Source organism: Streptomyces cinereospinus, assembly GCF_042430725.1.
Lineage (GTDB): Bacteria > Actinomycetota > Actinomycetes > Streptomycetales > Streptomycetaceae > Streptomyces > Streptomyces cinereospinus.
Window position 1 is genome coordinate 92472 of record NZ_JBHMCY010000003.1, and the last position, 22934, is coordinate 115405.

General features: G+C 73.2%; 24 protein-coding genes and 1 pseudogene. 6 read left to right on the top strand and 19 right to left on the bottom strand.

The features are described from left to right. Positions 1 to 438: 438 nt before the first annotated feature. The 4 genes from ACFF45_RS02230 to ACFF45_RS02245 form a co-directional block, all read right to left on the bottom strand. Entirely contained in the window at positions 439 to 1563 is a 1125-nt protein-coding gene (locus ACFF45_RS02230; protein ID WP_381341132.1) for a GuaB3 family IMP dehydrogenase-related protein, read from the bottom strand. A 116-nt stretch (positions 1564 to 1679) separates the two neighbouring features. After that, positions 1680 to 3188, bottom strand: coding sequence for an IMP dehydrogenase (gene guaB, locus ACFF45_RS02235; protein WP_381341134.1), 1509 nt, complete (start codon positions 3186 to 3188; stop codon positions 1680 to 1682). A gap of 154 nt (positions 3189 to 3342) precedes the next feature. Beyond that, positions 3343 to 3930 (bottom strand): sigma-70 family RNA polymerase sigma factor, encoded by a 588-nt coding sequence (locus tag ACFF45_RS02240; protein WP_381341137.1) that lies wholly within the window; start codon positions 3928 to 3930, stop codon positions 3343 to 3345. A 484-nt stretch (positions 3931 to 4414) separates the two neighbouring features. Beyond that, a complete protein-coding gene (locus ACFF45_RS02245) occupies positions 4415 to 5026 on the bottom strand; it encodes a response regulator transcription factor (protein WP_003948568.1) in 612 nt (203 codons plus the stop codon). 385 nt (positions 5027 to 5411) lie between these two features. Between ACFF45_RS02245 and ACFF45_RS02250 the strand changes: the two genes are divergently transcribed. After that, positions 5412 to 5744 carry a WhiB family transcriptional regulator gene (locus tag ACFF45_RS02250; protein WP_381341139.1) on the top strand — a complete coding sequence of 111 codons (333 nt, stop codon included), beginning with the start codon at positions 5412 to 5414 and terminating at the stop codon, positions 5742 to 5744. Between the two features lie 143 nt (positions 5745 to 5887). Here ACFF45_RS02250 and ACFF45_RS02255 read toward each other — a convergent pair whose 3' ends face one another. Beyond that, positions 5888 to 6784, bottom strand: a complete 897-nt coding sequence (locus ACFF45_RS02255; RefSeq protein ID WP_381341142.1) for a LysR family transcriptional regulator — start codon at positions 6782 to 6784, stop codon at positions 5888 to 5890. Positions 6785 to 6863: 79 nt separating this feature from the next. Here ACFF45_RS02255 and ACFF45_RS02260 point away from each other — a divergent pair, with 79 nt between their 5' ends. The 3 genes from ACFF45_RS02260 (at position 6864) to ACFF45_RS02270 (ending at position 9253) form a co-directional block, all read left to right on the top strand. Then, entirely contained in the window at positions 6864 to 7532 is a 669-nt protein-coding gene (locus ACFF45_RS02260; protein ID WP_381341144.1) for an MOSC domain-containing protein, read from the top strand. An 82-nt stretch (positions 7533 to 7614) separates the two neighbouring features. After that, positions 7615 to 8400, top strand: coding sequence for an SDR family NAD(P)-dependent oxidoreductase (locus ACFF45_RS02265; RefSeq protein ID WP_381341147.1), 786 nt, complete (start codon positions 7615 to 7617; stop codon positions 8398 to 8400). Positions 8401 to 8545: 145 nt separating this feature from the next. Continuing rightward, a complete protein-coding gene (locus tag ACFF45_RS02270; protein ID WP_381341149.1) occupies positions 8546 to 9253 on the top strand; it encodes an ester cyclase in 708 nt (235 codons plus the stop codon). Positions 9254 to 9362: 109 nt separating this feature from the next. On the opposite strand, the gene groL is transcribed toward ACFF45_RS02270, so the two are convergent. From groL to ACFF45_RS02290, 4 genes are all read right to left on the bottom strand, one after another. Further along, on the bottom strand, positions 9363 to 10985 hold the full coding sequence (gene groL, locus ACFF45_RS02275) for a chaperonin GroEL (RefSeq protein WP_381341152.1): 1623 nt from the start codon (positions 10983 to 10985) through the stop codon (positions 9363 to 9365). A 118-nt stretch (positions 10986 to 11103) separates the two neighbouring features. After that, a complete protein-coding gene (groES, locus tag ACFF45_RS02280) occupies positions 11104 to 11412 on the bottom strand; it encodes a co-chaperone GroES (RefSeq protein ID WP_073948330.1) in 309 nt (102 codons plus the stop codon). Between the two features lie 262 nt (positions 11413 to 11674). Continuing rightward, positions 11675 to 12490 carry a polysaccharide deacetylase family protein gene (locus tag ACFF45_RS02285; protein WP_381341155.1) on the bottom strand — a complete coding sequence of 272 codons (816 nt, stop codon included), beginning with the start codon at positions 12488 to 12490 and terminating at the stop codon, positions 11675 to 11677. Beyond that, complete coding sequence (locus ACFF45_RS02290; RefSeq protein WP_381341157.1) at positions 12487 to 13404, bottom strand: polysaccharide deacetylase family protein; 918 nt, start codon at positions 13402 to 13404, stop codon at positions 12487 to 12489. The genes ACFF45_RS02285 and ACFF45_RS02290 overlap by 4 nt, the downstream gene beginning before the upstream one ends. A gap of 90 nt (positions 13405 to 13494) precedes the next feature. On the opposite strand from ACFF45_RS02290, the gene ACFF45_RS02295 reads away from it, so the two are divergent. Next, positions 13495 to 14661 (top strand): THUMP-like domain-containing protein, encoded by a 1167-nt coding sequence (locus ACFF45_RS02295; protein WP_417801356.1) that lies wholly within the window; start codon positions 13495 to 13497, stop codon positions 14659 to 14661. Between the two features lie 30 nt (positions 14662 to 14691). Here the strand turns inward: ACFF45_RS02295 and ACFF45_RS02300 are convergent, their stop codons facing one another. The 6 genes and pseudogenes from ACFF45_RS02300 to tsaB form a co-directional block, all read right to left on the bottom strand. Next, the gene (locus tag ACFF45_RS02300) at positions 14692 to 15804 is read right to left on the bottom strand and encodes an LCP family protein (protein ID WP_381341164.1); all 1113 of its coding nucleotides are present in this window, start codon (positions 15802 to 15804) and stop codon (positions 14692 to 14694) included. 73 nt (positions 15805 to 15877) lie between these two features. Next, a pseudogene (locus tag ACFF45_RS02305) lies at positions 15878 to 16132 on the bottom strand (cellulose binding domain-containing protein); the annotation flags it as partial. A gap of 307 nt (positions 16133 to 16439) precedes the next feature. Further along, positions 16440 to 16697 carry a hypothetical protein gene (locus ACFF45_RS02310; RefSeq protein ID WP_381341166.1) on the bottom strand — a complete coding sequence of 86 codons (258 nt, stop codon included), beginning with the start codon at positions 16695 to 16697 and terminating at the stop codon, positions 16440 to 16442. Beyond that, a complete protein-coding gene (gene tsaD, locus ACFF45_RS02315; protein WP_381341168.1) occupies positions 16694 to 17785 on the bottom strand; it encodes a tRNA (adenosine(37)-N6)-threonylcarbamoyltransferase complex transferase subunit TsaD in 1092 nt (363 codons plus the stop codon). Before tsaD ends, ACFF45_RS02310 begins: the two co-directional genes overlap by 4 nt. Beyond that, the gene (gene rimI / locus ACFF45_RS02320) at positions 17778 to 18287 is read right to left on the bottom strand and encodes a ribosomal protein S18-alanine N-acetyltransferase (RefSeq protein WP_381341171.1); all 510 of its coding nucleotides are present in this window, start codon (positions 18285 to 18287) and stop codon (positions 17778 to 17780) included. Before rimI ends, tsaD begins: the two co-directional genes overlap by 8 nt. Then, the gene (tsaB, locus tag ACFF45_RS02325; protein ID WP_381341173.1) at positions 18284 to 18937 is read right to left on the bottom strand and encodes a tRNA (adenosine(37)-N6)-threonylcarbamoyltransferase complex dimerization subunit type 1 TsaB; all 654 of its coding nucleotides are present in this window, start codon (positions 18935 to 18937) and stop codon (positions 18284 to 18286) included. Before tsaB ends, rimI begins: the two co-directional genes overlap by 4 nt. A gap of 184 nt (positions 18938 to 19121) precedes the next feature. Here tsaB and ACFF45_RS02330 point away from each other — a divergent pair, with 184 nt between their 5' ends. Beyond that, positions 19122 to 19682 (top strand): hypothetical protein, encoded by a 561-nt coding sequence (locus ACFF45_RS02330; protein ID WP_381341176.1) that lies wholly within the window; start codon positions 19122 to 19124, stop codon positions 19680 to 19682. A gap of 24 nt (positions 19683 to 19706) precedes the next feature. Here ACFF45_RS02330 and ACFF45_RS02335 read toward each other — a convergent pair whose 3' ends face one another. From ACFF45_RS02335 to alr, 4 genes are all read right to left on the bottom strand, one after another. After that, on the bottom strand, positions 19707 to 19874 hold the full coding sequence (locus tag ACFF45_RS02335) for a hypothetical protein (protein ID WP_381341178.1): 168 nt from the start codon (positions 19872 to 19874) through the stop codon (positions 19707 to 19709). A gap of 173 nt (positions 19875 to 20047) precedes the next feature. After that, positions 20048 to 20560: a tRNA (adenosine(37)-N6)-threonylcarbamoyltransferase complex ATPase subunit type 1 TsaE gene (gene tsaE, locus ACFF45_RS02340; RefSeq protein ID WP_381341182.1), complete on the bottom strand. Its 513-nt coding sequence runs from the start codon at positions 20558 to 20560 to the stop codon at positions 20048 to 20050. After that, positions 20526 to 21785 (bottom strand): alpha/beta fold hydrolase, encoded by a 1260-nt coding sequence (locus ACFF45_RS02345; RefSeq protein WP_381341185.1) that lies wholly within the window; start codon positions 21783 to 21785, stop codon positions 20526 to 20528. Before ACFF45_RS02345 ends, tsaE begins: the two co-directional genes overlap by 35 nt. Before the next feature lie 177 nt (positions 21786 to 21962). Then, positions 21963 to 22934 (bottom strand): alanine racemase (gene alr, locus ACFF45_RS02350; protein WP_381341188.1); only part of this gene is annotated, 972 nt, incomplete at its 5' end.

The window sequence follows — 22934 nt, forward strand, 5'->3', positions numbered from 1 at the left end:
CGCCGTCGCCGGCATCACCGAGTACGAGATCGGCTACGCCGCGACCGGCGTCGGCTGCCTCGTCGGCTCGCGGCCGGCGGGGCTGGCGGGGCCGGCGGGGCCGGCGGGGCCGGCGGGGCCGGCCCGGTGCTGCCCGGGGTGAGCGCCCTGTTCTCGCTGGGCGCCGTCTGCCTCGGCCGGCCCGTCGGCGCCGGGATCCTCAGCGCCGACCTGCTCGGCGTCTCCACGATCACGATGTTCACCGAGCACCTGGACCTGCTGATGGACGCCTGGCGGGAGACCGCCGAAGCGATGACGTTCCTGTTCCTCGCCGTCGGCGCGATCGCCGCGTTCTCCGGCGCCCGCAAGGCCGCCGCCTGGCCCTGGGCCGCCGCGTGGCCGGCGGGCACGCAGAAGGGCCCGTCCACCGCCGTGGACGGGCCCTCACGCGTCGTACGGCTACCGGCGGTGCTGCGAGTCCGCCACCGTCACCTCGACCCGCTGGAACTCCTTCAGCTCGCTGTAGCCCGTGGTGGCCATGGCGCGGCGCAGGGCGCCGAAGAGGTTCATCGAGCCGTCCGGGGTGTGCGACGGGCCGGTGAGGATCTCCTCCAGGGTGCCGACCGTGCCGAGGTCGACCTTCTTGCCGCGCGGCAGCTCCTCGTTGACGGCCTCCATGCCCCAGTGGTTGCCCCGGCCGGGACCGTCGGTCGCGCGGGCCAGCGGGGAGCCCATCATCACCGCGTCGGCGCCGCAGGCGACCGCCTTGGGCAGGTCGCCGGACCAGCCGACACCGCCGTCCGCGATGACGTGCACGTAGCGGCCGCCGGACTCGTCCATGTAGTCCCGGCGGGCCGCCGCCACGTCCGCGACCGCCGTGGCCATGGGCACCTGGATGCCCAGCACGTTGCGCGTGGTGTGCGCGGCGCCGCCGCCGAAGCCGACCAGCACGCCCGCCGCACCGGTGCGCATCAGGTGCAGGGCGGCGGTGTACGTGGCGCAGCCGCCGACGATCACCGGGACGTCGAGCTCGTAGATGAACTGCTTGAGGTTGAGCGGCTCGTGCGAGGACGAGACGTGCTCCGCCGACACCGTCGTACCGCGGATGACGAAGATGTCCACGCCCGCGTCCACCACGGCCTTGGAGAACTGCGCCGTGCGCTGCGGGGAGAGCGCGGCCGCGGTGACCACGCCCGAGTCGCGCACCTCCTTGATGCGCTGCCCGATCAGCTCCTCCTTGACCGGCGCGGCGTAGATCTCCTGGAGGCGGCGGGTCGCGGTCTCGGCGTCCAGGCCGACGATCTCGTCCAGCAGCGGCTGCGGGTCCTCGTACCGCGTCCACAGACCCTCGAGGTTCAGCACGCCCAGGCCGCCCAGCTCGCCGATGCGGATAGCGGTGGCCGGCGAGACGACCGAGTCCATGGGGGCGGCCAGGAACGGCAGCTCGAAGCGGTAGGCGTCGATCTGCCAGGCGATCGAGACCTCCTTCGGGTCCCGCGTACGGCGGCTGGGGACGACGGCGATGTCGTCGAAGGCGTACGCCCGGCGGCCGCGCTTGCCGCGCCCGATCTCGATCTCAGTCACGTGTGTGGCCTTTCCCTGATGCGTTGCAGCGCCTTCCAGTATCCCCGACCGGCACGACGAGGGCGGCCCCGGATGCTCCGGGACCGCCCTCGGTCCGGCTCACGCGCGCGCGTGCGTCACCTGCCGCGGCTGTAGTTCGGTGCCTCGACCGTCATCTGGATGTCGTGCGGGTGGCTCTCCTTCAGGCCCGCCGACGTGATCCGCACGAAGCGGCCGTTGGCCTGGAGCTCGGGGACGTTCGTGCCGCCGACGTAGAACATCGACTGGCGCAGACCGCCGACCAGCTGGTGGACCACCGAGGAGAGCGGGCCGCGGTAGGGCACCTGGCCCTCGATGCCCTCGGGGATCAGCTGCTCGTCGGAGGCGACGCCCTCCTGGAAGTAGCGGTCCTTGGAGAACGACTTGCGGTCGCCGCGGGTCTGCATGGCGCCGAGCGACCCCATGCCGCGGTACGACTTGAACTGCTTGCCGTTGATGAACATCAGCTCGCCCGGCGACTCCTCGCAGCCCGCCAGCAGGGAGCCCAGCATCACCGTGTCGGCGCCCGCGACCAGGGCCTTGGCGATGTCGCCCGAGTACTGCAGACCGCCGTCGCCGATCAGCGGGACGCCGGCCGCCCGGGCGGCGAGCGAGGCCTCGTAGATCGCGGTGACCTGCGGCACGCCGACGCCGGCGACCACACGGGTGGTGCAGATGGAGCCGGGGCCGACACCGACCTTGATGCCGTCCACGCCGGAGTCGATCAAGGCCTGGGCGCCGTCGCGGGTGGCGACGTTCCCGCCGATGACGTCGACGCCGGAGGAGTTCGACTTGATCTTGGCGACCATCTCGCCGACCAGCCGGGAGTGACCGTGCGCGGTGTCCACCACGATGAAGTCGACACCGGCCTCGATCAGCGCCTGGGCGCGCTCGAAGGCGTCACCGGCGACACCGACGGCGGCGCCGACGAGCAGGCGGCCCTCGGCGTCCTTGGCGGCGTTCGGGTACTTCTCCGCCTTGACGAAGTCCTTGACGGTGATCAGGCCCTTGAGCACGCCCTCGTCGTCGACCAGCGGCAGTTTCTCGATCTTGTGCTTGCGCAGCAGGTCCATGGCGTCCACGCCGGAGATGCCGACCTTGCCGGTGACCAGCGGCATCGGCGTCATGACCTCGCGCACCCGGCGGGCGCGGTCGGTCTCGAAGGCCATGTCGCGGTTGGTGACGATGCCGAGCAGCTTCTTGTTGCCGTCGGTGACCGGGACGCCGCTGATCCGGAACCGGGCGCACAGCGCGTCGGCCTCGGCGAGCGTGGCGTCCGGGTGGATCGTGATGGGGTCGGTGACCATGCCGGACTCGGACCGCTTCACCAGGTCGACCTGGTTGGCCTGGTCCTCGATGGACAGGTTCCGGTGCAGGACGCCGACACCGCCCTGCCGGGCCATCGCGATCGCCATGCGCGACTCGGTGACCTTGTCCATGGCGGCGGACAGCAGCGGGATGTTGACCCGCACGTTCCTGGAGACGTACGAGGCGGTGTCGATCTCGTCGGGTGCCATGTCCGACGGGCCCGGCAGCAGCAGCACGTCGTCGTAGGTCAGCCCGAGGGTCGCGAATTTTCCGGGCACTCCGTCGACGTTGGCAGTCATGACACCTTCCCCAGATGGCCTTGCTCGGTGCGGATGTCCATGCTAACGGGAAGCCGGACTGTCGAATTCCACGCTCTCCACGGTGGCGGACGGCCCGTGGCTTCGTGCGTTCGTACGGAGAACGGCGTCCGCCGGTTCATCCGGCGGGCTCCGCCTACTGTTCGGCCAGCGCCCGCAGCCTGCTCAGTGCGCGGTGCTGGGCCACCCGTACCGCTCCTGGTGACATTCCCAACATCTGGCCGGTCTCCTCCGCCGTGAGGCCCACCGCGATGCGCAGCAGCAGCAGCTCGCGCTGGTTCTCGGGGAGGTTGGCCAGCAGTTTCTTGGCCCACTCGGCGTCGCTGCTGAGCAGTGCCCGCTCCTCGGGGCCGAGCGAGTCGTCCGGCCGCTCGGGCATCTCGTCGGACGGGACCGCCGTCGAGCCGGGGTGCCGCATGGCCGCCCGCTGGAGATCGGCGACCTTGTGCGCGGCGATGGCGAAGACGAAGGCCTCGAAGGGGCGCCCGGTGTCCCGGTAGCGCGGCAGCGCGAGCAGGACGGCGACGCAGACCTCCTGGGCCAGGTCCTCCACGAAGTGGCGCGCGTCCCCCGGCAGGCGGGACAGCCGGGTGCGGCAGTAGCGCAGCGCCAGCGGGTGGACATGGGCGAGCAGGTCGTGCGTGGCCTGCTCGTCCCCGTCGACCGCGCGGTGGACGAGCGCGCCGATCGCCCCGTGGGCAGGGGTCGCCTCGTCGTCACGCATCGGTCCATGGTGCCCTGCGGGCTGATGCTCCGCGGCACTGCCTCCGTTGTTGTGCACCGAAGCGTTATGAGCAGGTGCGCCGGAAGTCATCCCCTGCGCCCTCCCCTTCCGCTCGACCGACTCGTCCCCGAGGAACTCCACACCTCAAGGATGCGGCATCCGCGCCGAAACGAGCATCGGCCATGCGCCGGACCGCGCCACCGGACCCTTTTCCGGTGCGGCGCGCCCCGTCCCCGGAACGGTGCGCGCCCCGGCCGGGGCCTTCGGTACGGCCGCCGTGACCAGGGATGACAGCACTGCCCCGGAGGCCGCGCCCGCACGGACGCCCCGGCTCACCCGAGCGCCCGGCACGGCCGGCAAAGGGGGCCGGTCCGTCCCGGACCGGGCGGGGAGGTACCCCCATCGTGTCGCCTCCTCCCCCACCCGAGCGGGGACTCGTCGCCGTCCCCGCTCACCGGGGCCCGGGCGGCGCCGCACGGCGGCGTCAGCGCACCAGGCCCCAGCGGAACCCGAGCGCCACCGCGTGCGCCCGGTCCGAGGCGCCGAGCTTCTTGAACAGGCGGCGGGCGTGGGTCTTGACGGTGTCCTCGGAGAGGAACAGCTCGCGGCCGATCTCGGCGTTGGACCGGCCGTGGCTCATGCCTTCGAGCACCTGGATCTCCCGCGCGGTGAGCGTCGGCGCGGCGCCCATCTCGGCGGAGCGCAGCCGGCGCGGGGCGAGCCGCCAGGTCGGGTCGGCGAGCGCCTGCGTGACCGTGGCCCGCAGCTCCGCGCGGGAGGCGTCCTTGTGCAGGTACCCGCGGGCGCCGGCGGCGACCGCGAGGGCCACGCCGTCGAGGTCCTCGGCGACGGTGAGCATGATGATCCGCGCACCGGGGTCGGCGGACAGCAGCCGCCGCACCGTCTCGACGCCGCCCAGTCCGGGCATGCGCACGTCCATCAGGATGAGGTCCGAGCGGTCGGCACCCCAGCGGCGGAGGACTTCCTCGCCGTTGGCCGCCGTCGTCACACGCTCGACGCCGGGCACGGTCGCGACCGCGCGGCGGAGCGCCTCTCGGGCAAGCGGGGAGTCGTCGCAGACGAGGACGGAAGTCATGGCCGCCCTCCGCAGCTGATGCGCGTCACCTTGAGCCTCCAGGCTGGCTGGTACGAAATCGTCACCTGTGCGGTCGACCGTCTCGGACGCCTGCCCGAGCGCTTGTGTTCTCAACCGCCTCCGCACTCTCAACGACGGTCACTCGAAAGAGTTACGGGGCTGTGTGCCGTCTTCGGCACTCTACGTGAGGGTGCGGACACGCTGCACACACGCGCGAGAGACCCTCAACCTTTCATCACAACCTGTGACCCATTTAGACCCATTTCTTCCCATTCACTGGTGTCTGAGGCTAGATTCGCAATGAGTCATATTTTCATCTCCTTAGATCGTAGATGTACGGTCGTGGGCACCGTATCCGCTCAGAACGGCTGCAAGGGGTCACGCAATGGCAGATTTCTCCCGCCTTCCCGGACCGAACGCGGACCTGTGGGACTGGCAGCTCCTGGCCGCCTGCCGCGGGGTGGACAGCTCGCTCTTCTTCCACCCGGAGGGCGAGCGCGGGGCGGCTCGGAGCGCTCGCGAGAACTCGGCCAAGGAGGTCTGCATGAGGTGCCCGGTCCGCGCCCAGTGCGCGGCGCACGCGCTGGCGGTGCGCGAGCCGTACGGCGTGTGGGGCGGGCTGACCGAGGACGAGCGCGAGGAACTCATGGGGCGGGCGCGCCACCGGCTGGTGCCGGCGTCGGCAGCCGGCGGGAACGCCGCCGCCTCGAACACCTGAAGGAACGTTTCTTCGCCGGGCACGCGCACGCGTGCCCTTGCCCTTGACCGCGTGCCCCGCCCGTGACCGCCCGCGACCGACCGTGACCGACCGCGACCGACCGCCCCGACCCCGCCCGTGACCGCCCCCGGACCGCCGGACGTCTAGCGGGCCGCCGCCCGCGCCAGCTGCTCCAGCGTCGCCCGCACCGCGGGAACCTGCGCCAGGTCCGGCAGCGTCAGCGCGACGATCTCCCGCCGCACCGCCGGTTCCAGCGTCACCGCCCGCGCCCCCCGGGGCCGTACCGACTCGACCGCCAGCTGCGGCAGCATCGCCACCCCCAGTCCCGCGCCCACCAGGCCGATCACCGCCGGATAGTCGTCGGTGGCGAAGTCGATGCGGGGCGTGAAGCCGGCCCCCGCGCACACCTCGATCAACTGGCCCCGGCAGCGCGGGCAGCCCGCGATCCACGGTTCCCCGGCGAGTTCGCCGATGGCGACGGACCCCGAGCGGGCCAGCCGGTGCCGTTCGGGCACCAGCGCCACCAGCCGGTCGGTGAGCAGCGGCCGGACGACCAGGTCGTTCCACTCCTCGGCGCCGGCCGCGCCGCCGTAGCGGAAGGCGAGCGCGACGTCGCAGTCGCCGGCCCGCAGCCGGTCGACGGACTGGGGCGGCTCGGCCTCCTCCAGGGAGACCCGGGTGCCGGGGTGCTCGGCGCGCAGGGCGGCGAGGGCGGCCGGCACCAGGGTGGAGCTGCCGCTGGGGAAGGACACCAGCCGGACCCGCCCGGCCCGCAGCCCGGCGATCGCGGCGACCTCCTCCTCGGCGGCGGTGAGCCCGGCGAGGATGCCCGAGGCGTGCCGCACCAGCGCCTCGCCCGCCTGGGTCAGACGCATCTCGCGGCCCGTGCGCACGAGCAGGGGGGTGCCCACGGAGGCCTCCAGCGCCTTCATCTGCTGACTGACGGCGGGTTGCGTGCACCCCAGTTCGCGTCCCGCCGCGGAGAAGGAGCCGGTGGCGGCGACGGCGCGCAGGACGCGCAGATGACGGGCCTCGATCACCCACCAAGCATAAGCAATGCTTGGGTAGGACGCCGAATAATGCGTCGACACTTTGGTTCTGCTCGCCTACGGTGCGGCCATGAGGCTTCTGTCTGTGAACCTGGGCCGCGCGACGGCCGTTCCCTACACCGACCACCCCCAGGGCCTGACCGGCATCGGCAAGCGCCCGGCCGACGGTCCCGTGCGGGTGGCGGCGCCCGGCCCCCGGGGCGTCGGGGCGAGCGGGCTGGCCGGGGACGCGGTGTGCAACACCCGCTTCCACGGCGGCGACGACCAGGCCGTGTACGCGATGGCACGCGAGGACCTCGACGCGTGGGAGCGCGAGCTGGGGCGTGAGCTGACCGACGGCTGCTTCGGCGAGAACCTCACGACGGCGGGCGTCGACGTCTCCGGGGCGCTGATCGGCGAGCGCTGGCGGATCGGGCGGGAGGTGCTGCTGGAGATCACCTCGCCGCGCGTCCCCTGCCGGACCTTCCAGGAGCACCTGGGGGAACGGGGCTGGGTGCGGCGCTTCACGGAGCGGGCCGCTCCGGGAGCGTACCTGCGCGTGCTGGAGCCCGGGGAGATCCGTGCGGGCGACCCGGTGGAGATCGCGTACCGGCCGGACCACGAGGTGACCGTCGCCCTGGCCTTCCTGGCGCGGACGACGCGGCGCGCGCTGCTGCCGCGGCTGCTGGAGGCGGGTGAGGCGCTGCATGCGGAGTGGCGGGCGGCGGCCCGCGACCACACCGCGCCGCACGGCGCCTGACCTGGGGTCACAAGGGCATAACCCGCGAAAACTTCACGCACGGCCGCCGGTCGTCCCCGTCCCGGGTCACTACCCTTGGTCCATGACAACGGCTCTGATTACGGGATCGACCGCGGGAATCGGCGCCGCGTTCGCGCGGCGGCTGGCGGCTGACGGGCACAACCTCGTCCTGGTGGCCCGCGACACCAAGCGCCTCCGCGAGCAGGCGACCGAACTGCACGACCGGCACGGCATCGAGGCGGAGGTGCTGACGGCGGACCTGGCGACGGACGGTGGCATCGAGACGGTCGCCACCCGGCTCGCCGACCGCAAGAACCCCGTCGACCTCCTGATCAACAACGCCGGGTTCGGCAACAACGGCCGCTATCTGGAAGTGCCGATGGCCGACGAACTGCGGATGCTCAAGGTGCACTGCGAGGCGGTCCTGCGGCTGACGTCGGCGGCGACGCAGGCGATGCTGGAGCGCGGGCGCGGTGGCGTGGTGAACGTCGCCTCGGTCGCGGCCTTCCTGCCGCGCGGCACCTATGGCGCGTCCAAGGCCTGGGTGGTCCAGTTCACCCAGGGGGCCGCCCGCGACCTGGCGGGCACCGGCGTGCGGCTGATGGCCCTGTGCCCCGGTTTCGTCCGCACCGAGTTCCACCAGCGGGCCGGCATGGGCACGGGCAACATCCCGGGCTGGATGTGGCTCGACGCGGACAAGCTGGTCTCGGCGGCCCTCACGGACCTGGCCCGCGGCAAGGCGCTCTCCGTCCCGGATCCCCGGTACAAGGCCCTCATGGGCGTGGTGAAGATGGCGCCGCGCGGACTGCTCGGCGGGATCAGCTCCCGGGCGGGCCGCAAGTACGGGCCGGAGTACCAGGCACGCTAGGGGCCCCGCCGAGGCACCCCCGGACCTCTCGGCAGCCGTCACGGGCCCGGCGTCGCGCCCCGTGGTCCGCGGCCCGAGCGGCGGGCGGTCCCGGTGGGACAATGGAGCCGTGCACCGGGACCCAGGGGGGACGGGAGGCGGCGCCATGACCTTCGTGCAGGTCATCGACTGCAAGACGAGCCGGTTCGAGGAGCTGGACCGGCTGATGGACGCTTGGGTCGAGAAGACCAAGGGCAAACGGACCGCGACGCACAGCGTGATCGGCAAGGACCGGCTGGACGCGTCGCACTTCATCGAGATCGTGGAGTTCCCGTCGTACGAAGAGGCGATGCGCAACTCCACGCTGCCGGAGACCGACCGGATCTTCCAGGACATGGTCGCGCTGTGCGACGAGATGCCGACCTTCACGGATCTGGACGTGGTGCGGGACCAGCAGATGTTCAGCGCCACGGTGCGGCGGTTCTTCGAGCTGGTGCAGGCGCCGGGGGAACTGCCGCCGCTGGACGAGGTGATGGGGGAGCACTACCACCACCACGACCCGGCCAACGTGGACGACGTGGTCGGGATGGACCAGATCCGGCGCGAGATGCGGCTCTGGCGGGAGGGCTTCACCTTCGCGTTCACCGTCGAGGACCTGATCGCCGACGGCGACCGGGTGTGCGCGCGGTGGTTCTGGAAGGGCACGCACCGGGGCGACTTCCTGGGCGTCCCGGCCACGGGCAGGGAGGTCTTCATGACGGGGACGACCGTCTTCCGGTGCACCGGTGACGGCAGGCTCGCCGAGGGCTGGTGGGAGTACGACCGGCTGGGGCTGATGGAGCAGCTGGGCGTCTTCGAGGAACTGGAGCGCTAGTGCGGCACTGGTCCCGCGAGGGGAAAGGGGGAGGCCCGGCACCTCGTGGTGCCGGGCCTGCCTCAGCGCTGCCGGACATCAGCCGGCCGGGTGCCGGCGCGACCGGGTGTCAGTGCGCGTGGCCGTGGCCGTGGCCCGCGGCCTCCGGCTCCTCTTCCTTCTTCTCGACGACCAGGGTCTCGGTCGTCAGCAGCAGGGAGGCGATGGAGGCGGCGTTCTCCAGGGCGGAGCGGGTGACCTTGACCGGGTCGATGACGCCGGACTTGATCAGGTCGCCGTACTCGCCGGTGGCGGCGTTGTAACCGCTGCCCTTCTCCAGCTCGGCGACCTTGGAGACGATGACGTAGCCCTCCAGGCCGGCGTTCTCGGCGATCCAGCGCAGCGGCTCGACGGCGGCCTTGCGGACGACGGAGACACCGGTGGCCTCGTCGCCCTCCTTGCCGAGGTTGTCCTGAAGGACCTTCACGGCGTGGACGAGCGCGGAGCCGCCACCGGAGACGATGCCCTCCTCGACCGCGGCGCGGGTCGCGGAGATGGCGTCCTCCAGACGGTGCTTCTTCTCCTTCAGCTCCACCTCGGTGGCGGCGCCGACCTTGATCACGCACACGCCGCCGGCCAGCTTGGCGAGGCGCTCCTGGAGCTTCTCGCGGTCCCAGTCGGAGTCCGTGGCCTCGATCTCGGCCTTGATCTGCGCGACGCGGCCGTTGACGTCGGCCTTCGAGCCGGCGCCGTCGACGATCGTGGTGTCGTCCTTGGTGACGGTGACGCGGCGGGCGGAGCCGAGGACGTCCAGACCGACCTGGTCGAGCTTGAGGCCGACCTCCTCGGAGATGACCGTGGCGCCGGTGAGGACCGCCATGTCCTGGAGCATCGCCTTGCGGCGGTCGCCGAAGCCCGGGGCCTTGACGGCGGTGGCGTTGAAGGTGCCGCGGATCTTGTTCACCACGAGGGTGGAGAGGGCCTCGCCCTCGACGTCCTCGGCGATGATCAGCAGCGGCTTGGAGGCGTTCGACTGGATGATCTTCTCCAGCAGCGGCAGGAGGTCCGCGATGGCGGAGATCTTGCCCTGGTGGATGAGGATGTACGGGTCGTCGAGGACGGCCTCCATGCGCTCCTGGTCCGTCACGAAGTACGGCGACAGGTAGCCCTTGTCGAAGGCCATGCCCTCGGTGAAGTCCAGCTCCAGGCCGAAGGTGTTGGACTCCTCGACGGTGATGACACCGTCCTTGCCGACCTTGTCCATCGCCTCGGCGATGAGCTCGCCGACCTGCTGGTCCTGGGCGGACAGCGCGGCGACGGCGGCGATGTCGGACTTCTCGTCGATCGGCCGGGCCGAGGCCAGCAGGTCCTCGGAGACGGCGGCGACGGCGGCGTCGATGCCCTTCTTGAGGGCGGCCGGGGAGGCGCCGGCGGCGACGTTCTTCAGGCCCTCGCGGACCAGCGCCTGGGCCAGCACGGTCGCGGTGGTCGTACCGTCACCCGCGATGTCGTTGGTCTTGGTCGCCACCTCCTTGACCAGCTGGGCGCCGAGGTTCTCGTACGGGTCCTCGACCTCGACCTCGCGGGCGATGGTGACACCGTCGTTGGTGATGGTGGGGGCGCCGAACTTCTTGTCGATGACGACGTTGCGGCCCTTGGGGCCGATCGTCACCTTGACCGTGTCGGCAAGCTTGTTGACGCCGCGCTCGAGGGCGCGACGGGCGTCCTCGTCGAACTTCAGGATCTTCGCCATGGCAGCGGGAGCCCTCTCGGAAAAGTCTGCGGTAAAGAAACTGCGCCCCCAGCGCCCGGCTTCGTTGGCGGTCGCGGGGGCCAGGGGCGCAGCTCAAGAGCGGTGTGCTCGGGGTGAATTACTTCTCGATGATCGCGAGGACGTCGCGAGCCGAGAGGACGAGGTACTCCTCGTTGTTGTACTTCACCTCGGTGCCGCCGTACTTGCTGTAGAGAACGACGTCGCCGACGCTGACGTCGAGCGGAAGGCGGTTGCCCTCCTCGAAGCGGCCCGGGCCCACGGCCAGGACGACGCCCTCCTGGGGCTTCTCCTTGGCGGTGTCCGGAATGACCAGGCCCGAGGCCGTGGTCTGCTCGGCGTCCAGCGGCTGGACCACGATACGGTCCTCGAGCGGCTTGATGGCAACCTTGGAGCTGGCGGTCGTCACGATCCGACCTCCCCCTTCGGAGATCTCACGGGGTTAACTGTCTGAGGTGGCGACCAGGTCGATCCGTCGTCGCGGGTGCCGGACCTGCCCGTCGCGTGTTTGGCACTCTCCAGTGGGGAGTGCCAGAGCCGAGACTATGACCGCGGTTAGCACTCGGTCAAGCGGAGTGCCAATTGCCGGGCGGCGCGTCGGCGTCCGGGGCCGCTTTTCGGCGCCTTCGGGCCGGGCACGCGCCGAACGGGGCCGGGGGTGTGCCGCCCGCTCAGAGGTAGTCCTCCAGGCGCCCCACCGTCAGGCCCGCCTCCTGTACGCGCTTCAGCAGCCGGGTGGTGCGTTCGCGGAGCATCGGGCTCGGGGTCTCCGTCGAGGGGACCGAGACGATGTCGCCCGGACGGAGGCGGGCGGGGCCCTCCGCGAAGGTGAGGTCGGCGGCGTTCATCGTGGCGCGCCAGAGCACGATCGCCGCGATGCCGCAGTCCGCGGCCGCCCTGCGGGTCGTGGTGTCGTAGGCGCCGTAGGGCGGGCGGAACAGGTGCGGGCGGACGCCGAAGCGGGCGTGGATCTTCTGCTGCTGGCCGCAGATCTCGGCGCGCTGGCCGGCGTACGGCAGGCCGCGCAGGGCGGCGTGGTCCAGGGTGTGGTTCTGGACGCTCGCGCCGACCGAGCGCAGGCGCGCGAAGTGGCCGTACCCCGGTCCGACGACGCTGTCGGTGAGGAACATGCTGACCGGGAGCCGCAGTTCGCGGACCATGTCGACGAAGCGCGGGTCCTTCTCGGCACCGTCGTCGTAGGTGAGGAAGACGACCTCGTGGGGGGTCGGCACGCGGTCCAGGACCGGCGGGAGACCGCCCGCCGGGCGGGCGGGCGGGCGGGGGCGCGCGGGAGGCGCGGGAGGCGGGGAGAGCGGCGTGGAGAGGCCCCAGCGGCGGTGCGGCGCGGGCTGCGAGGCGGCCGAGCCGGGTGCCGCGCCCGCCTCGGCGGCGGACCGCTCGGGCCGGGTGCCGGGCAGGGCGCAGCCGGCGAGCAGGACCAGGAGCAGGAGCACCGCCGCCCCCGCCGTCCGGCCGCGCCGGGTCACAGGTAGTCCTCCAGGCGGCCGACCGCGTACCCCTTGGCCGTGACCTCGTCGAGGAAGACGCGGATCATGTCGGGCATCCGGCCCGCCCACTCGTCCGTGCCCCGGAAGTGGCTGAGGACGATGTCGCCGGGGTGGATGTCGCGGTCCCACTCGCGGTACTCCCAGTGGTCGACGAAGACCTCCTCGTTCCACAGCGGGACGTATCTGACGCCGCAGGCCTTGGCGGCGCGCAGGGTGTCGGCGTCGTAGTTGCCGAAGGGCGGGCGGAACAGCAGCGGGCGGGTGCCGTAGCGCTTCTCGATGACGTCCTGCATGCCGCAGATCTCCCGCTCCTGCTCGGAGTAGGAGAGGCCGGGCAGGTAGGGGTGGCTGAGGGTGTGGTTGTTCAGCCCCGCTCCCCGGGCCTGCATCTGCCGGAAGTAGCCGTAGTCCTCCTTGACCAGGTAGTCGCTGAGGAACGCGGTGTAGGGGATGCGCAGGTCGGTCATCATCCGCAGGAATGCCGGGTCCTTCTCGGCGCCGTCGTCGATGGTGAGGAAGACGACCTTCTCCTCGGTCGGAACGGTGGTGAAGACGGGCGGCAGGCCCTGCTCCTCGTGTCCGTCCACCTCGAATCCGTCGCGGGTGGTGATCACCGGCTTCGTCGCGGGCGGGGGCGGCGGGCCGAGCGGCGTCCTCTTCAGGCCCCAGCGTTCGGCGGCGGCGGCCCTGGCGGCGTGCTCGGCGCGCAGCTTGGTCGCGTAGCCGTCCAGCGCGCGGGCCGGGGGCGCCTTGAGGGGCGGGGGCGCCTCGTCGTCCCGCCCGCAGCCGGAGGCGATGGCGGCGGCGGTCAGGACGGCGACGGCGGCCCGGGCCGCCGTCCGCCCCCGCCGCCCCTTTGCCCTCTTTTTGTCATTTTGTACTACTACTCGCATGGGGCCGGATCCTCCCAGGCGCCGCCGCCGAACCCCCGCCGACACCGCCGCCGCGGGCACACCATCCACCGACTGGCCGACAATGACCCGGTGAACGACCTCGCCCCCCTCCTCACCCCCGAAGGCCGGGCCCTCCTCGACGAGGTGCGCGGCACGGACCCCGCCCAGGAACTCGCCGTCGCCACCCGGCTGCGCCGCGACCACCCGGCCGACCTGGTGTCGGCGGCGCTCGGCCAGGCACGGCTGCGGCAGCGGGCGGTGGCCAAGTTCGGGGCGGCGGACGCCGGACGCATGTTCTTCACGCCCCACGGGGTCGAGCAGTCGACCCGGGCGAGCGTGGCGGCGTACCGCGCGGGGCGCCTGCGCGAGCTGGGCGTGGCCCGCGTGGCCGACCTGTGCTGCGGGATCGGCGGGGACGCGATCGCCCTGGCCCGCGCCGGGATCCGCGTCCTGGCCGTGGACCGCGACCCGCTGACCGCGGCCGCCGCGCGGGCCAACGCCGAGGCGCTCGGCCTGGCCGGGCTGATCGAGGTGCGCGAGGCGGACGTCACGGAGGTGGACGTGGCGGGGTACGACGCGGTCTTCGTGGACCCCGCGCGGCGGGGCGGCCGGGGCCGGATCTTCGACCCGGAGGCGTACTCGCCGCCGCTCTCCTGGGCCGTCCAGGCGGCCTCGGCCGCCGCGCACGCGGCCCTCAAGGTGGCGCCCGGCATCCCGCACGAGGCCGTGCCCGGCGCCGCCGAGGCGGAGTGGGTCTCGGACGGCGGGGACGTGAAGGAGGCGGTGCTGTGGTTCGGCACCGAGCCCGGCCTGGTGCGCGCCACCCTCCTGCCCGGCCCCCGCTCCCTGCGCTCGCGCGGCCTGCCCGACCCGGCGGTGCGTCCCGTCGGGCGCTTCCTGTACGAGCCGGACGGCGCCGTCATCCGCGCCCACCTGGTCGCCGAGGTGGCCGCCGAGCTCGGCGGCGGACTGCTCGACGGGACCATCGCCTACGTCACGGCCGACGACCTGCGCCCGACGCCGTACGCCACCGCCTACGAGATCACCGACCGGCTGCCCTTCAACGTCAAGAAGCTGAAGGCCCTGCTGCGGGAGCGGGAGGTGGGGATCCTGACCGTGAAGAAGCGGGGCTCGGCGGTGGAGCCGGAGGAACTGCGCAGGAAGGTGAAGCCGCAGGGGCCGAACGCCGCGACGGTGTTCCTGACCCGGGTCGCGGGCGCGCCGACGATGCTCGTGGGGCATCCGGCGCAGCCGTAGAACCGCACGCGCCCGTCCCGGCGGCCCCCGTCACCGCAGCGACGCCCACAGCTCCGCCGCCTCCGGCTCGTCGGCCACCACCCGGTTGCGGTCCCACGGCGCCGGGACCACCGGCATGGTCAGCGTCCGCACCGCGTCCGCCGGCAGGCCCCGCAGGCTCTGCCCGAGGCCCACCAGCTCCGCCAGCGAGTCCAGGCCGGTGTCGGTCGTCAGGCTGCCGGTCACCGCGTCCGCGACCTCGTAGAGGCGGGCCGGGTCCGACAGCAGGCTGGTCGACGCGATCCGGTCCAGCAGCGCCCGCACCAGCTGGTGCTGCAGGCCTATGCGGCCCAGGTCGCTGCCGTCGCCGATGCCGTGCCGGGTGCGGGCCAGCGCCAGGGCCTGTTCGCCGCCGAGGTGGTGGGTGCCGGCCGGCAGGGTCAGATGGCTGTCCTCGTCGTCGATGTCCGCCCCGGTGGTGACGGTGACCCCGCCGAGCGCGTCCACCAGCCCGGCGAAACCGGCGAAGTCGAGCTCGACGTAGTGATCGACCCGGACGTCGGTCAGCGACTCGACGGTCTTCACCGCGCACACCGGACCGCCCACCGAGTACGCGGTGTTGAACATGACGCCGGACGCCTCGGCCGACTCGCCCCCCGACTCCAGCGGGCAGGACGGACGGGTGACCAGGGTGTCGCGCGGGATGCTGACCACGGTGGCCTCGGTGCGCCCGGTGTTCAGGTGCACCACCATCGCCGTGTCGGACCGGGCGCCGGCGCTGTCGCCGCCGCCGAGGGACTGGTTGGCGGCGCCGCTGCGCGAGTCCGAGCCCAGCACCAGGATGTTCAGCGCCGCCCCGGCCGGTGTCGCGGCGGACCCGGAGGCGGTGGGCGCCGGCCTCGCCGGGCGGTCGTCGCCGAGGGCGCCGTCGATGTCGACGCCGGTGATGTTGTCGTTCAGCCGCCAGTAGACCCAGCCCGCCCCGGCACCGCCGAGCGCCAGCACGACGGCGAGGGCGAGACCGGCGACCCGCAGCGCACCGGACCGCCGGTCCGCCCCTCCCCGGCCCCCGAGGCCCTCGGGGACCCCGCGCTCTCCGCCGCCTCCACCGCCGCTTCGGCTCTCGTCCTCGCTCCCCTGGCGCTCCGTCACGTGTCCCGTCACAGACAGGAACGTAAGTCCGAATTATTACCGGCGGGGATGCGAGCACCGCTTTCTTCGGAAAATCTCAGACTTCTCAGCCCAGTGTCACGCTGGGTGACGGATTGCCGCCGCTCCAGGAGCCGTTGAAACCGAAGGTGACCGAACTGTCGTTCGGGACGGTCCCGTTGTGGGACGCGGAGGTGCAGCGGACCGTTGCTCCGCTCCGGGCGCACTGCGCGTTCCAGGCCTGGGTGATCCGCCGGCCCGCGCCGTACGTCCACTCGGCCCGCCAGGAGGAGAGCGAGGCGCCCACGCAGGAGATGGTCACCTCGCCGGTGAAGCCGGTGTTCCGCGGGCCCGGACGGCGCGGCGGGACGGCGGGCCCGACGAGCGGCCCGACGTGCTGCACGCCCGGCGGGTGGAGCGGGGCTCCTCGGCGCGGTGGACCCGCGCGCGGGCACGGCCGACGGCTCCGGCGGGATCACGACCCCGAGGAGCCCGGACGACCCGCGCGCACCCGGGGGGATCATCACCCCGACGAACCCCGACGACCCGCGCGCACCCGGGGGGATCATCACCCCGACGAACCCCGACGACCCACCCACACCGGCGGGATCATCACCCCGAGAGGCCCCGACGACCCGCGCGCACCCCCGTCATCCCTCACCCACCGACTCGAACCGCCACCGGTGGACCGCCCGCGTGACCAGTTCGCCGTCCGGCTCCGGCAGTTCGGGCAGCTCGGCGTCGCCCGCCGCGTCCCACCAGGTGATGACGAGGACCCGGTCCTGCGGTGCGCGGAAGGTCTCGCGGCGCAGCGGGCCGGGCACGAGCCGCTGCTCGCGGGCCCAGGCGAGCAGGTCCGCCCCGCGCCCGGGCACCGCCCGCGCCTCCCACATCACTGCGACCGTCATGGGTACAGGTTCTCCTTGCTGACCTCGTGCACATGGTCGTGGCCGTGCCCCGGCACGTGCGGATCGGTCACCGGCAGCGACGAGTCCGCCGACAGGTCCCAGCCGGACGCCGGCCGGTCGCGCGCCACCAGCTCCGCGCCCAGCGCCGCGACCATCGCCCCGTTGTCGGTGCACAGCTTGGGCCGGGGCACTCGCAGCCGGATGCCGGCCGCCTCGCACCGCTCCTGGGCCAGCGCCCGCAGCCGGGAGTTGGCGGCGACACCGCCGCCGATCATCAGGTGGTCGACGCCCTCGTCCTTGCAGGCCCGTACGGCCTTCCGGGTGAGCACGTCCACGACCGCCTCCTGGAAGGACGCCGCCACGTCCCGCACCGGCACCTCCTCCCCGGCCGCCCGCCTGGCCTCGATCCAGCGGGCCACGGCCGTCTTCAGCCCCGAGAAGGAGAAGTCGTACGCCGGGTCGCGCGGGCCGGTCAGACCGCGCGGGAACGCGATCGCCTCCGGGTCGCCCTCGCGCGCGTAGCGGTCGATGACCGGGCCGCCGGGGAAGCCGAGGTTCAGCACCCGGGCGATCTTGTCGAAGGCCTCGCCGGCCGCGTCGTCGATGGTGGCGCCCATGGGCCGCACGTCGGAGGTGATGTCGGAGGAGAGCAGCAGCGAGGAGTGGCCGCCGGACACCAGCAGCGCCATCGTCGGCTCGGGCAGCGGCCCGTGCTCCAGCTGGTCGACGCAGATGTGCGAGGCGAGGTGGTTGACGCCGTACAGCGGCTTGCCGAGGGCGTACGCGTACGCCTTCGCCGCCGACACGCCGACCAGCAGCGCGCCCGCCAGCCCCGGACCGGCCGTCACCGCGATGCCGTCGAGGTCGCGCGCGCTCACCCCGGCGTCCTTCAGCGCCCGGTCGATGGTCGGGATCATCGCCTCCAGGTGCGCCCGGGAGGCGACCTCCGGCACCACGCCGCCGAAGCGGGCGTGCTCGTCGACGCTGGAGGCGACGGCGTCCGCCAGCAGGGTGGTGCCGTGCACGACGCCGACACCGGTCTCGTCGCAGGAGGTCTCGATCCCCAGGACCAGGGGTTCGTCAGCCATGTCGGATCTCGGTTCCTTGTACAGAGGTTGCTGGGTCGGTCAGGCGCATCACCAGGGCGTCCACGTTGCCGGGCTGGTAGTAGCCGCGCCGGACGCCGATGGCCTCGAAGCCGAAGCGTTCGTAGAGCTTCTGGGCGCGGACGTTGTCGACCCGGCATTCGAGCATCACCTCGGCGCACTCGAACGCGGTCGCCGCCCGCAGCAGTTCGGTCAGCAGCCGCCCGCCGAGACCGGTGCCCCAGTAGGCGCGGGCGACGGCGATCGTCTGGACGTCGGCGATGTCGCCGGCCGCGGCGAGCCCCGCGTACCCGGCGATCCGGTCGCCGTCCTGGGCGACGACGTACCGCCGGGTGGCCCCGGGGCCGCGCGCGTGGGCGAGTTCGGACCAGAACATGCCCCGCGACCAGGCGTCGTCGGGGAACAGCTCCCGCTCCAGCCCCAGTACGGGATCGATGTCCCACCAGCGCATCTCCCGCAGCACGGGCGTCACGGGCCCGGTCACCTCGGGGTGACCACCTTGTAGTTCCTGGGCACCTGGGCGTCCGGGCGGCGCAGGTACAGCGGCCGGGCGGGCGGCAGTTCCTCGCCCCGGTCCAGCCGCTCGGCGGCCAGCCGGGCGAGGGCGGCGGCGGACACGTGCTCCGGCTCGTGCGCGACCGGGAAGGCGTCCGGGTACAGCAGCGCGCCCGCGCCGACCGCGGGCAGGCCCGCGACCTGCTCGGCGATGTCGGCGGGACGGTCGACGGCCGGGTCGGTGAGGCGGGTGCGGGAGTCGGCGTAGCGCGCCCAGTAGACCTCCTTGCGCCGGGCGTCGGTCGCCACGACGAAGGGGCCCTCCATGTCGGCCGCACAGGCGAGGCCGTCCAGCGTGCACACGCCGTGCACGGGCACACCGAGGGCGAGCCCGAAGGTGTCGGCGGTCATCAGCCCGACGCGCAGCCCGGTGTACGGCCCCGGGCCGATCCCCACGACGATCCCGGTGACGGCGCCGAGTCTCAGCCCGGCCTCGGCCAGGACGCGGTCGACGGCCGGGAGCAGCAGTTCACCGTGCCGGCGGGCGTCCACCTGGCTCGTCGAGGCGATGACGTCCGTACCGTCGTGCAGGGCGACGGTCACGGCGGGGGTTGCGGTATCCAGAGCGAGCAAGAGCACGCAAACAGCCTACGGCTCCTCGTGACCGGCGGCTGACGCCGTGGCCCGCCCGGCCCGCGGCGGCCCCGACACGGCGCCCGGCGGCGCGCGCGACCACGCCGGCCGCTCCGCTGCGTACTGCTACCGTCACCTGAGGTAATCATCTGCCAGGACCGACAGGACTGACGACGCGGAGGTGGGCGCCGTGGCCAGCACCAGCGCCGGAATCGTGACCGGGCTGACGGCGGCCGCCCTCACGGCGGTCGCCTTCCTCGCCTACCAGGCGGCGGCGACCGTCCCGGCGGAGCTGGGCGCGTCGCCCGACGCCCCCGGCGCCTCCCCCGTCGTGACCGCGTCCAAGGCCCCCCGCGACAGCCGGAACCCCACCGCGCTGCCCGGCGGTTCCGGCACCGGCGAGCGGGTCGTGTACTCGCTCGACGACGACCGGGTGTGGCTGGTCGGCCCGCGGAACACGGTCCAGCGCACCTTCAGGGTCATGCCCAGCGCGGTCGACCCGGCGCCGGGCACCTACGCGGTGATGTCCCGCTCGGGCGCCACCACGGGCTCCGACGGCATCCCCGTCGAGCACGTCGTCCGCTTCACCAGCGTGGACGGCGTGGTCATCGGCTTCAGCGCGGCGACGGACAGCTCGGCCGCCCCGCCCGACCCGGCGGTGCGGACGGGGGGCATCCGGCAGACCCGCGAGGACGGGGACGCGATGTGGCAGTTCGCCACGATCGGCCAGAAGGTGGTCGTCATCCGCTGACCCGCCGCCGGCCGGACGTCCGCGCTACGCCGCCTCGCGGTGGTCCACGCGCCGGACGGGCGCCGGGGGCTCGGGGGCGCGCGGGGGCGTGGAGACGGCGTTCGCGGCGGCGCAGGACGCCAGCAGATCGCGCATGGACACCCCGGCGGGCGCGACGGGCCGTGGCTGCGGCGTGCGGTCCGTGGTCGACATGGACGCCTCCTGAGGGCCGGGGCGGAGGTGGGCGAGGGTAACTTAGGTACACCTAACTGCAGGCTGGCTACCATGTGACCACGTCCCGGACACCGGGCGCAACATCTTGCCGACGTCTTGTCGGAACCTCCGCCGAAAATCTCCGGCGGTCCGCCGCCCGGGCTTCGGCGCCGTCAGGCCGACAGCGACCCCAGGCCCACCGCCGCCCAGCGCTCCCCGACCCCGGTCAGCGTCACGTGCCGGACCTCGTCCGTGGTGTCCCCCACGGCCCGGTGGATGGTGACGTGCAGCCGGTCCTCGGTCAGCTCCTCGACCTTGCCCTCGCCCCACTCCACCACGACCACCGACTCCGGCAGCGAGACGTCGAGGTCGAGGTCCTCCATCTCGTCCAGCCCGCCGCCCAGGCGGTAGGCGTCGACGTGGACGAGCGGCGGCCCGTCCCCGAGGGACGGGTGCACGCGGGCGATGACGAACGTCGGCGAGGTGACCGCCCCGCGCACGCCGAGTCCCTCGCCGAGCCCCCGGGTCAGCGTGGTCTTTCCCGCGCCGAGCTCCCCGCTGAGCATGACGAGGTCTCCGGCGCGCAGCAGTTTGGCCAGCCGGCGGCCGAGGTCGCGCATCTGGTCGGGCGAGTGGACGGTCAGCTCGGTCTCAGCCGGGTTGTGCGGTGCCGCTGGTGCTTCCATAGCCACCCACGGTAGCCCCTGCCGGCACCGCGCCCACGCGAGTGAGCAGGTCGGCGAGCCGGTCGGTGACCACTTCCGGGTGCTCCAGCATCACCAGGTGCCCGGCGTCCGGCACCAGCACCAGTTCGGCGTCCGGCAGCAGATCGGCGATGGCCTCGCTGTGCTCGCTCGGCGTGACCAGGTCCTTGAGCCCGGCCAGCACCAGCACCGGCAGATCCGCGAAACAGGCGAGCGCCTCGGTCTTGTCGTGGTCGGTGAACGCCGGGTAGAACTCGGCGACCACGTCGATCGGGGTGCCCTCGATCATCCGCTCGGCGAACCGGGCGACGGCCGGGTCCACGTCCCGGGAGGCGAACGAGTACCGCTTGATGATCCCGGCGAACAGGTCCGCCGTGGCCCGCCGCCCCTTCTCCACCAGCTCCGCCTGCTGCCCCAGCGCCCGCAGCACGCCCGGCAGCACCCGCCGCACCGCGTTGACGCCCGCGACCGGCAGCCCGAAGTGGACCTCGCCGAGCTTGCCGGACGAGGTGCCGACCAGCGCGACGGCGACCACCCGCTCCCGGATCAGCTCCGGGTACTGCGCGGCCAGGGCCATCGTCGTCATCCCGCCCATGGAGTGCCCGACCAGCACCACCGGCCCCTCGGGCACGGCCGCGTCGATCACGGCCTTCAGGTCCCGGCCGAGCTGGTCGATGGTGACCGGCGCGCCCTCCTGGACCTGCGCCGCCCCGCGCCCGGACCGGCCGTGGCTGCGCTGGTCCCAGTGCACCGTGCGGACGACGCCGCGCAGTGCCGCCCGCTGGTAGTGCCAGGAGTCCTGGCTGAGGCAGTAGCCGTGGCTGAAGACGACGGTGACCGGCGCGGGCGCCTTGCGGCCGAACAGCCGGCGCCGCCGCGGCGACACGCCCTCCTCGGCCTCGACCTCGTCGACCTCGTCGACCTCGTAGTACAGCTCCGTGCCGTCGTCGGCGTACGCCCGTCCGGGTGTGCCGCGCAGCGCGCCGTACGGCCCCGCCGAGTCCAGGGCGAGCCGGGCCTTCCTGCGCATGCCCCGGCCGACGGTCATCCGCTCTATCGCGACGCCGGCGGCCGCGCCGGCGGCGAGCACTCCTATGGCGGCGCCGGCGACGCCGGTCACCCTGCGCCAGTTTCCGGCCACCCCCGTGGCGGAAGCGACGGCCGCGGCGGCGTCGACGACGACGCTCTCCGCACTGCTCTCGCTCACGTACCGCTCCTCTTCGCCGGATCGTCGTCGTGCGCCGGATCATCGTCGTTCGCCGGCGGGCCGGGTCGCTCGGCCGGGCCAGGTGGTGCGCCGGGGCCGCCGGCGTCCTCGGGCCGCCCGGCGCCGCGGGTGCTGCCGGGACGGTCCCCCGGGCGGGTTACCCGTCTGGTTCCCCGTTCACCTTTTCCTCGCGGGGTTGTTCCCGGCCGGCCTGTCCGCCTCGGCCGCCGCCCCGTGCCGTACCGGCTCCTCGCCGACGTAGACGCGCGGAACGCGCGTTCCGATCCGGGTCACGATCTCGTACGCGATGGTCCCCGCCGCCTGCGCCCAGTCCTCGGCGGTGGGCTCGCCCCGGTCGCCGGGTCCGAAGAGCACGGCCTCCGTCCCCGGCGCGGGCTCGTCGCCGCCCAGGTCGACGACGAACTGGTCCATCGCGATCCGTCCGGCGACGGTCCGCCACTTCCCGCCGATCAGCACCGGCCCGGTCCCCGAGGCGTGCCGCGGGACGCCGTCGGCGTAACCGAGCGGGACGAGGGCGAGGGTGGTCTCGCCGGGGGTGGTGTACCGGTGGCCGTAACTGACGCCGTGCCCCCCGGGCACCTGCTTGACCAGGGCCAGCGACGCCGACAGCGTCATCACCGGCCGCAGCCCGAAGTCGGCCGGGGTGCCGATCTCGGGGCTGGGCGAGATGCCGTAGAGCGCGATCCCCGTGCGGACGAGGTCGAAGTGGGACTCGGGGAGGGTGAGGGTGGCGGGCGAGTTGGCGATGTGCCGCACCTCGGGGCTGAGGCCCTCCCGTTCGGCGTACGCCACCATCTCCCGGAAACGGACCAGTTGCGCGGCGACGGACGGGTGCCCCGGCTCGTCGGCGCAGGCGAAGTGCGACCACAGGCCGGTGACCCGGACCAGGCCCTCGGCCTCCGCCCGCCCGGCCGCCGCGACGAGTGCGGCCCAGTCGCCCGGCTGGCAGCCGTTGCGCCCGAGGCCGGTGTCGGCCTTGAGCTGCACGCGCGCGGGCCGGCCCGCCCGCCGGGCGGCCTCGGTGACCTCGCGCAGCGCCCACATACCGCTCACCGAGACGTCGAGGTCCGCCTCGACGGGCGCCCCCCCCCGCCCCCCCCGGGGGGGGTCCGGGCCCGGCCGGAAATC

Coding starts and splice junctions, on each gene's coding strand:
- guaB (WP_381341134.1), bottom strand. CDS start 3,188: ATGACTGCCAACGTCGACGGAGTGCCCGGAAAATTCGCGACCCTCGGG.
- ACFF45_RS02240 (WP_381341137.1), bottom strand. CDS start 3,930: ATGCGTGACGACGAGGCGACCCCTGCCCACGGGGCGATCGGCGCGCTC.
- ACFF45_RS02245 (WP_003948568.1), bottom strand. CDS start 5,026: ATGACTTCCGTCCTCGTCTGCGACGACTCCCCGCTTGCCCGAGAGGCG.
- ACFF45_RS02250 (WP_381341139.1), top strand. CDS start 5,412: ATGGCAGATTTCTCCCGCCTTCCCGGACCGAACGCGGACCTGTGGGAC.
- ACFF45_RS02260 (WP_381341144.1), top strand. CDS start 6,864: ATGAGGCTTCTGTCTGTGAACCTGGGCCGCGCGACGGCCGTTCCCTAC.
- ACFF45_RS02265 (WP_381341147.1), top strand. CDS start 7,615: ATGACAACGGCTCTGATTACGGGATCGACCGCGGGAATCGGCGCCGCG.
- ACFF45_RS02270 (WP_381341149.1), top strand. CDS start 8,546: ATGACCTTCGTGCAGGTCATCGACTGCAAGACGAGCCGGTTCGAGGAG.
- groL (WP_381341152.1), bottom strand. CDS start 10,985: ATGGCGAAGATCCTGAAGTTCGACGAGGACGCCCGTCGCGCCCTCGAG.
- ACFF45_RS02290 (WP_381341157.1), bottom strand. CDS start 13,404: ATGCGAGTAGTAGTACAAAATGACAAAAAGAGGGCAAAGGGGCGGCGG.
- ACFF45_RS02310 (WP_381341166.1), bottom strand. CDS start 16,697: ATGACGGTCGCAGTGATGTGGGAGGCGCGGGCGGTGCCCGGGCGCGGG.
- tsaD (WP_381341168.1), bottom strand. CDS start 17,785: ATGGCTGACGAACCCCTGGTCCTGGGGATCGAGACCTCCTGCGACGAG.
- ACFF45_RS02335 (WP_381341178.1), bottom strand. CDS start 19,874: ATGTCGACCACGGACCGCACGCCGCAGCCACGGCCCGTCGCGCCCGCC.
- tsaE (WP_381341182.1), bottom strand. CDS start 20,560: ATGGAAGCACCAGCGGCACCGCACAACCCGGCTGAGACCGAGCTGACC.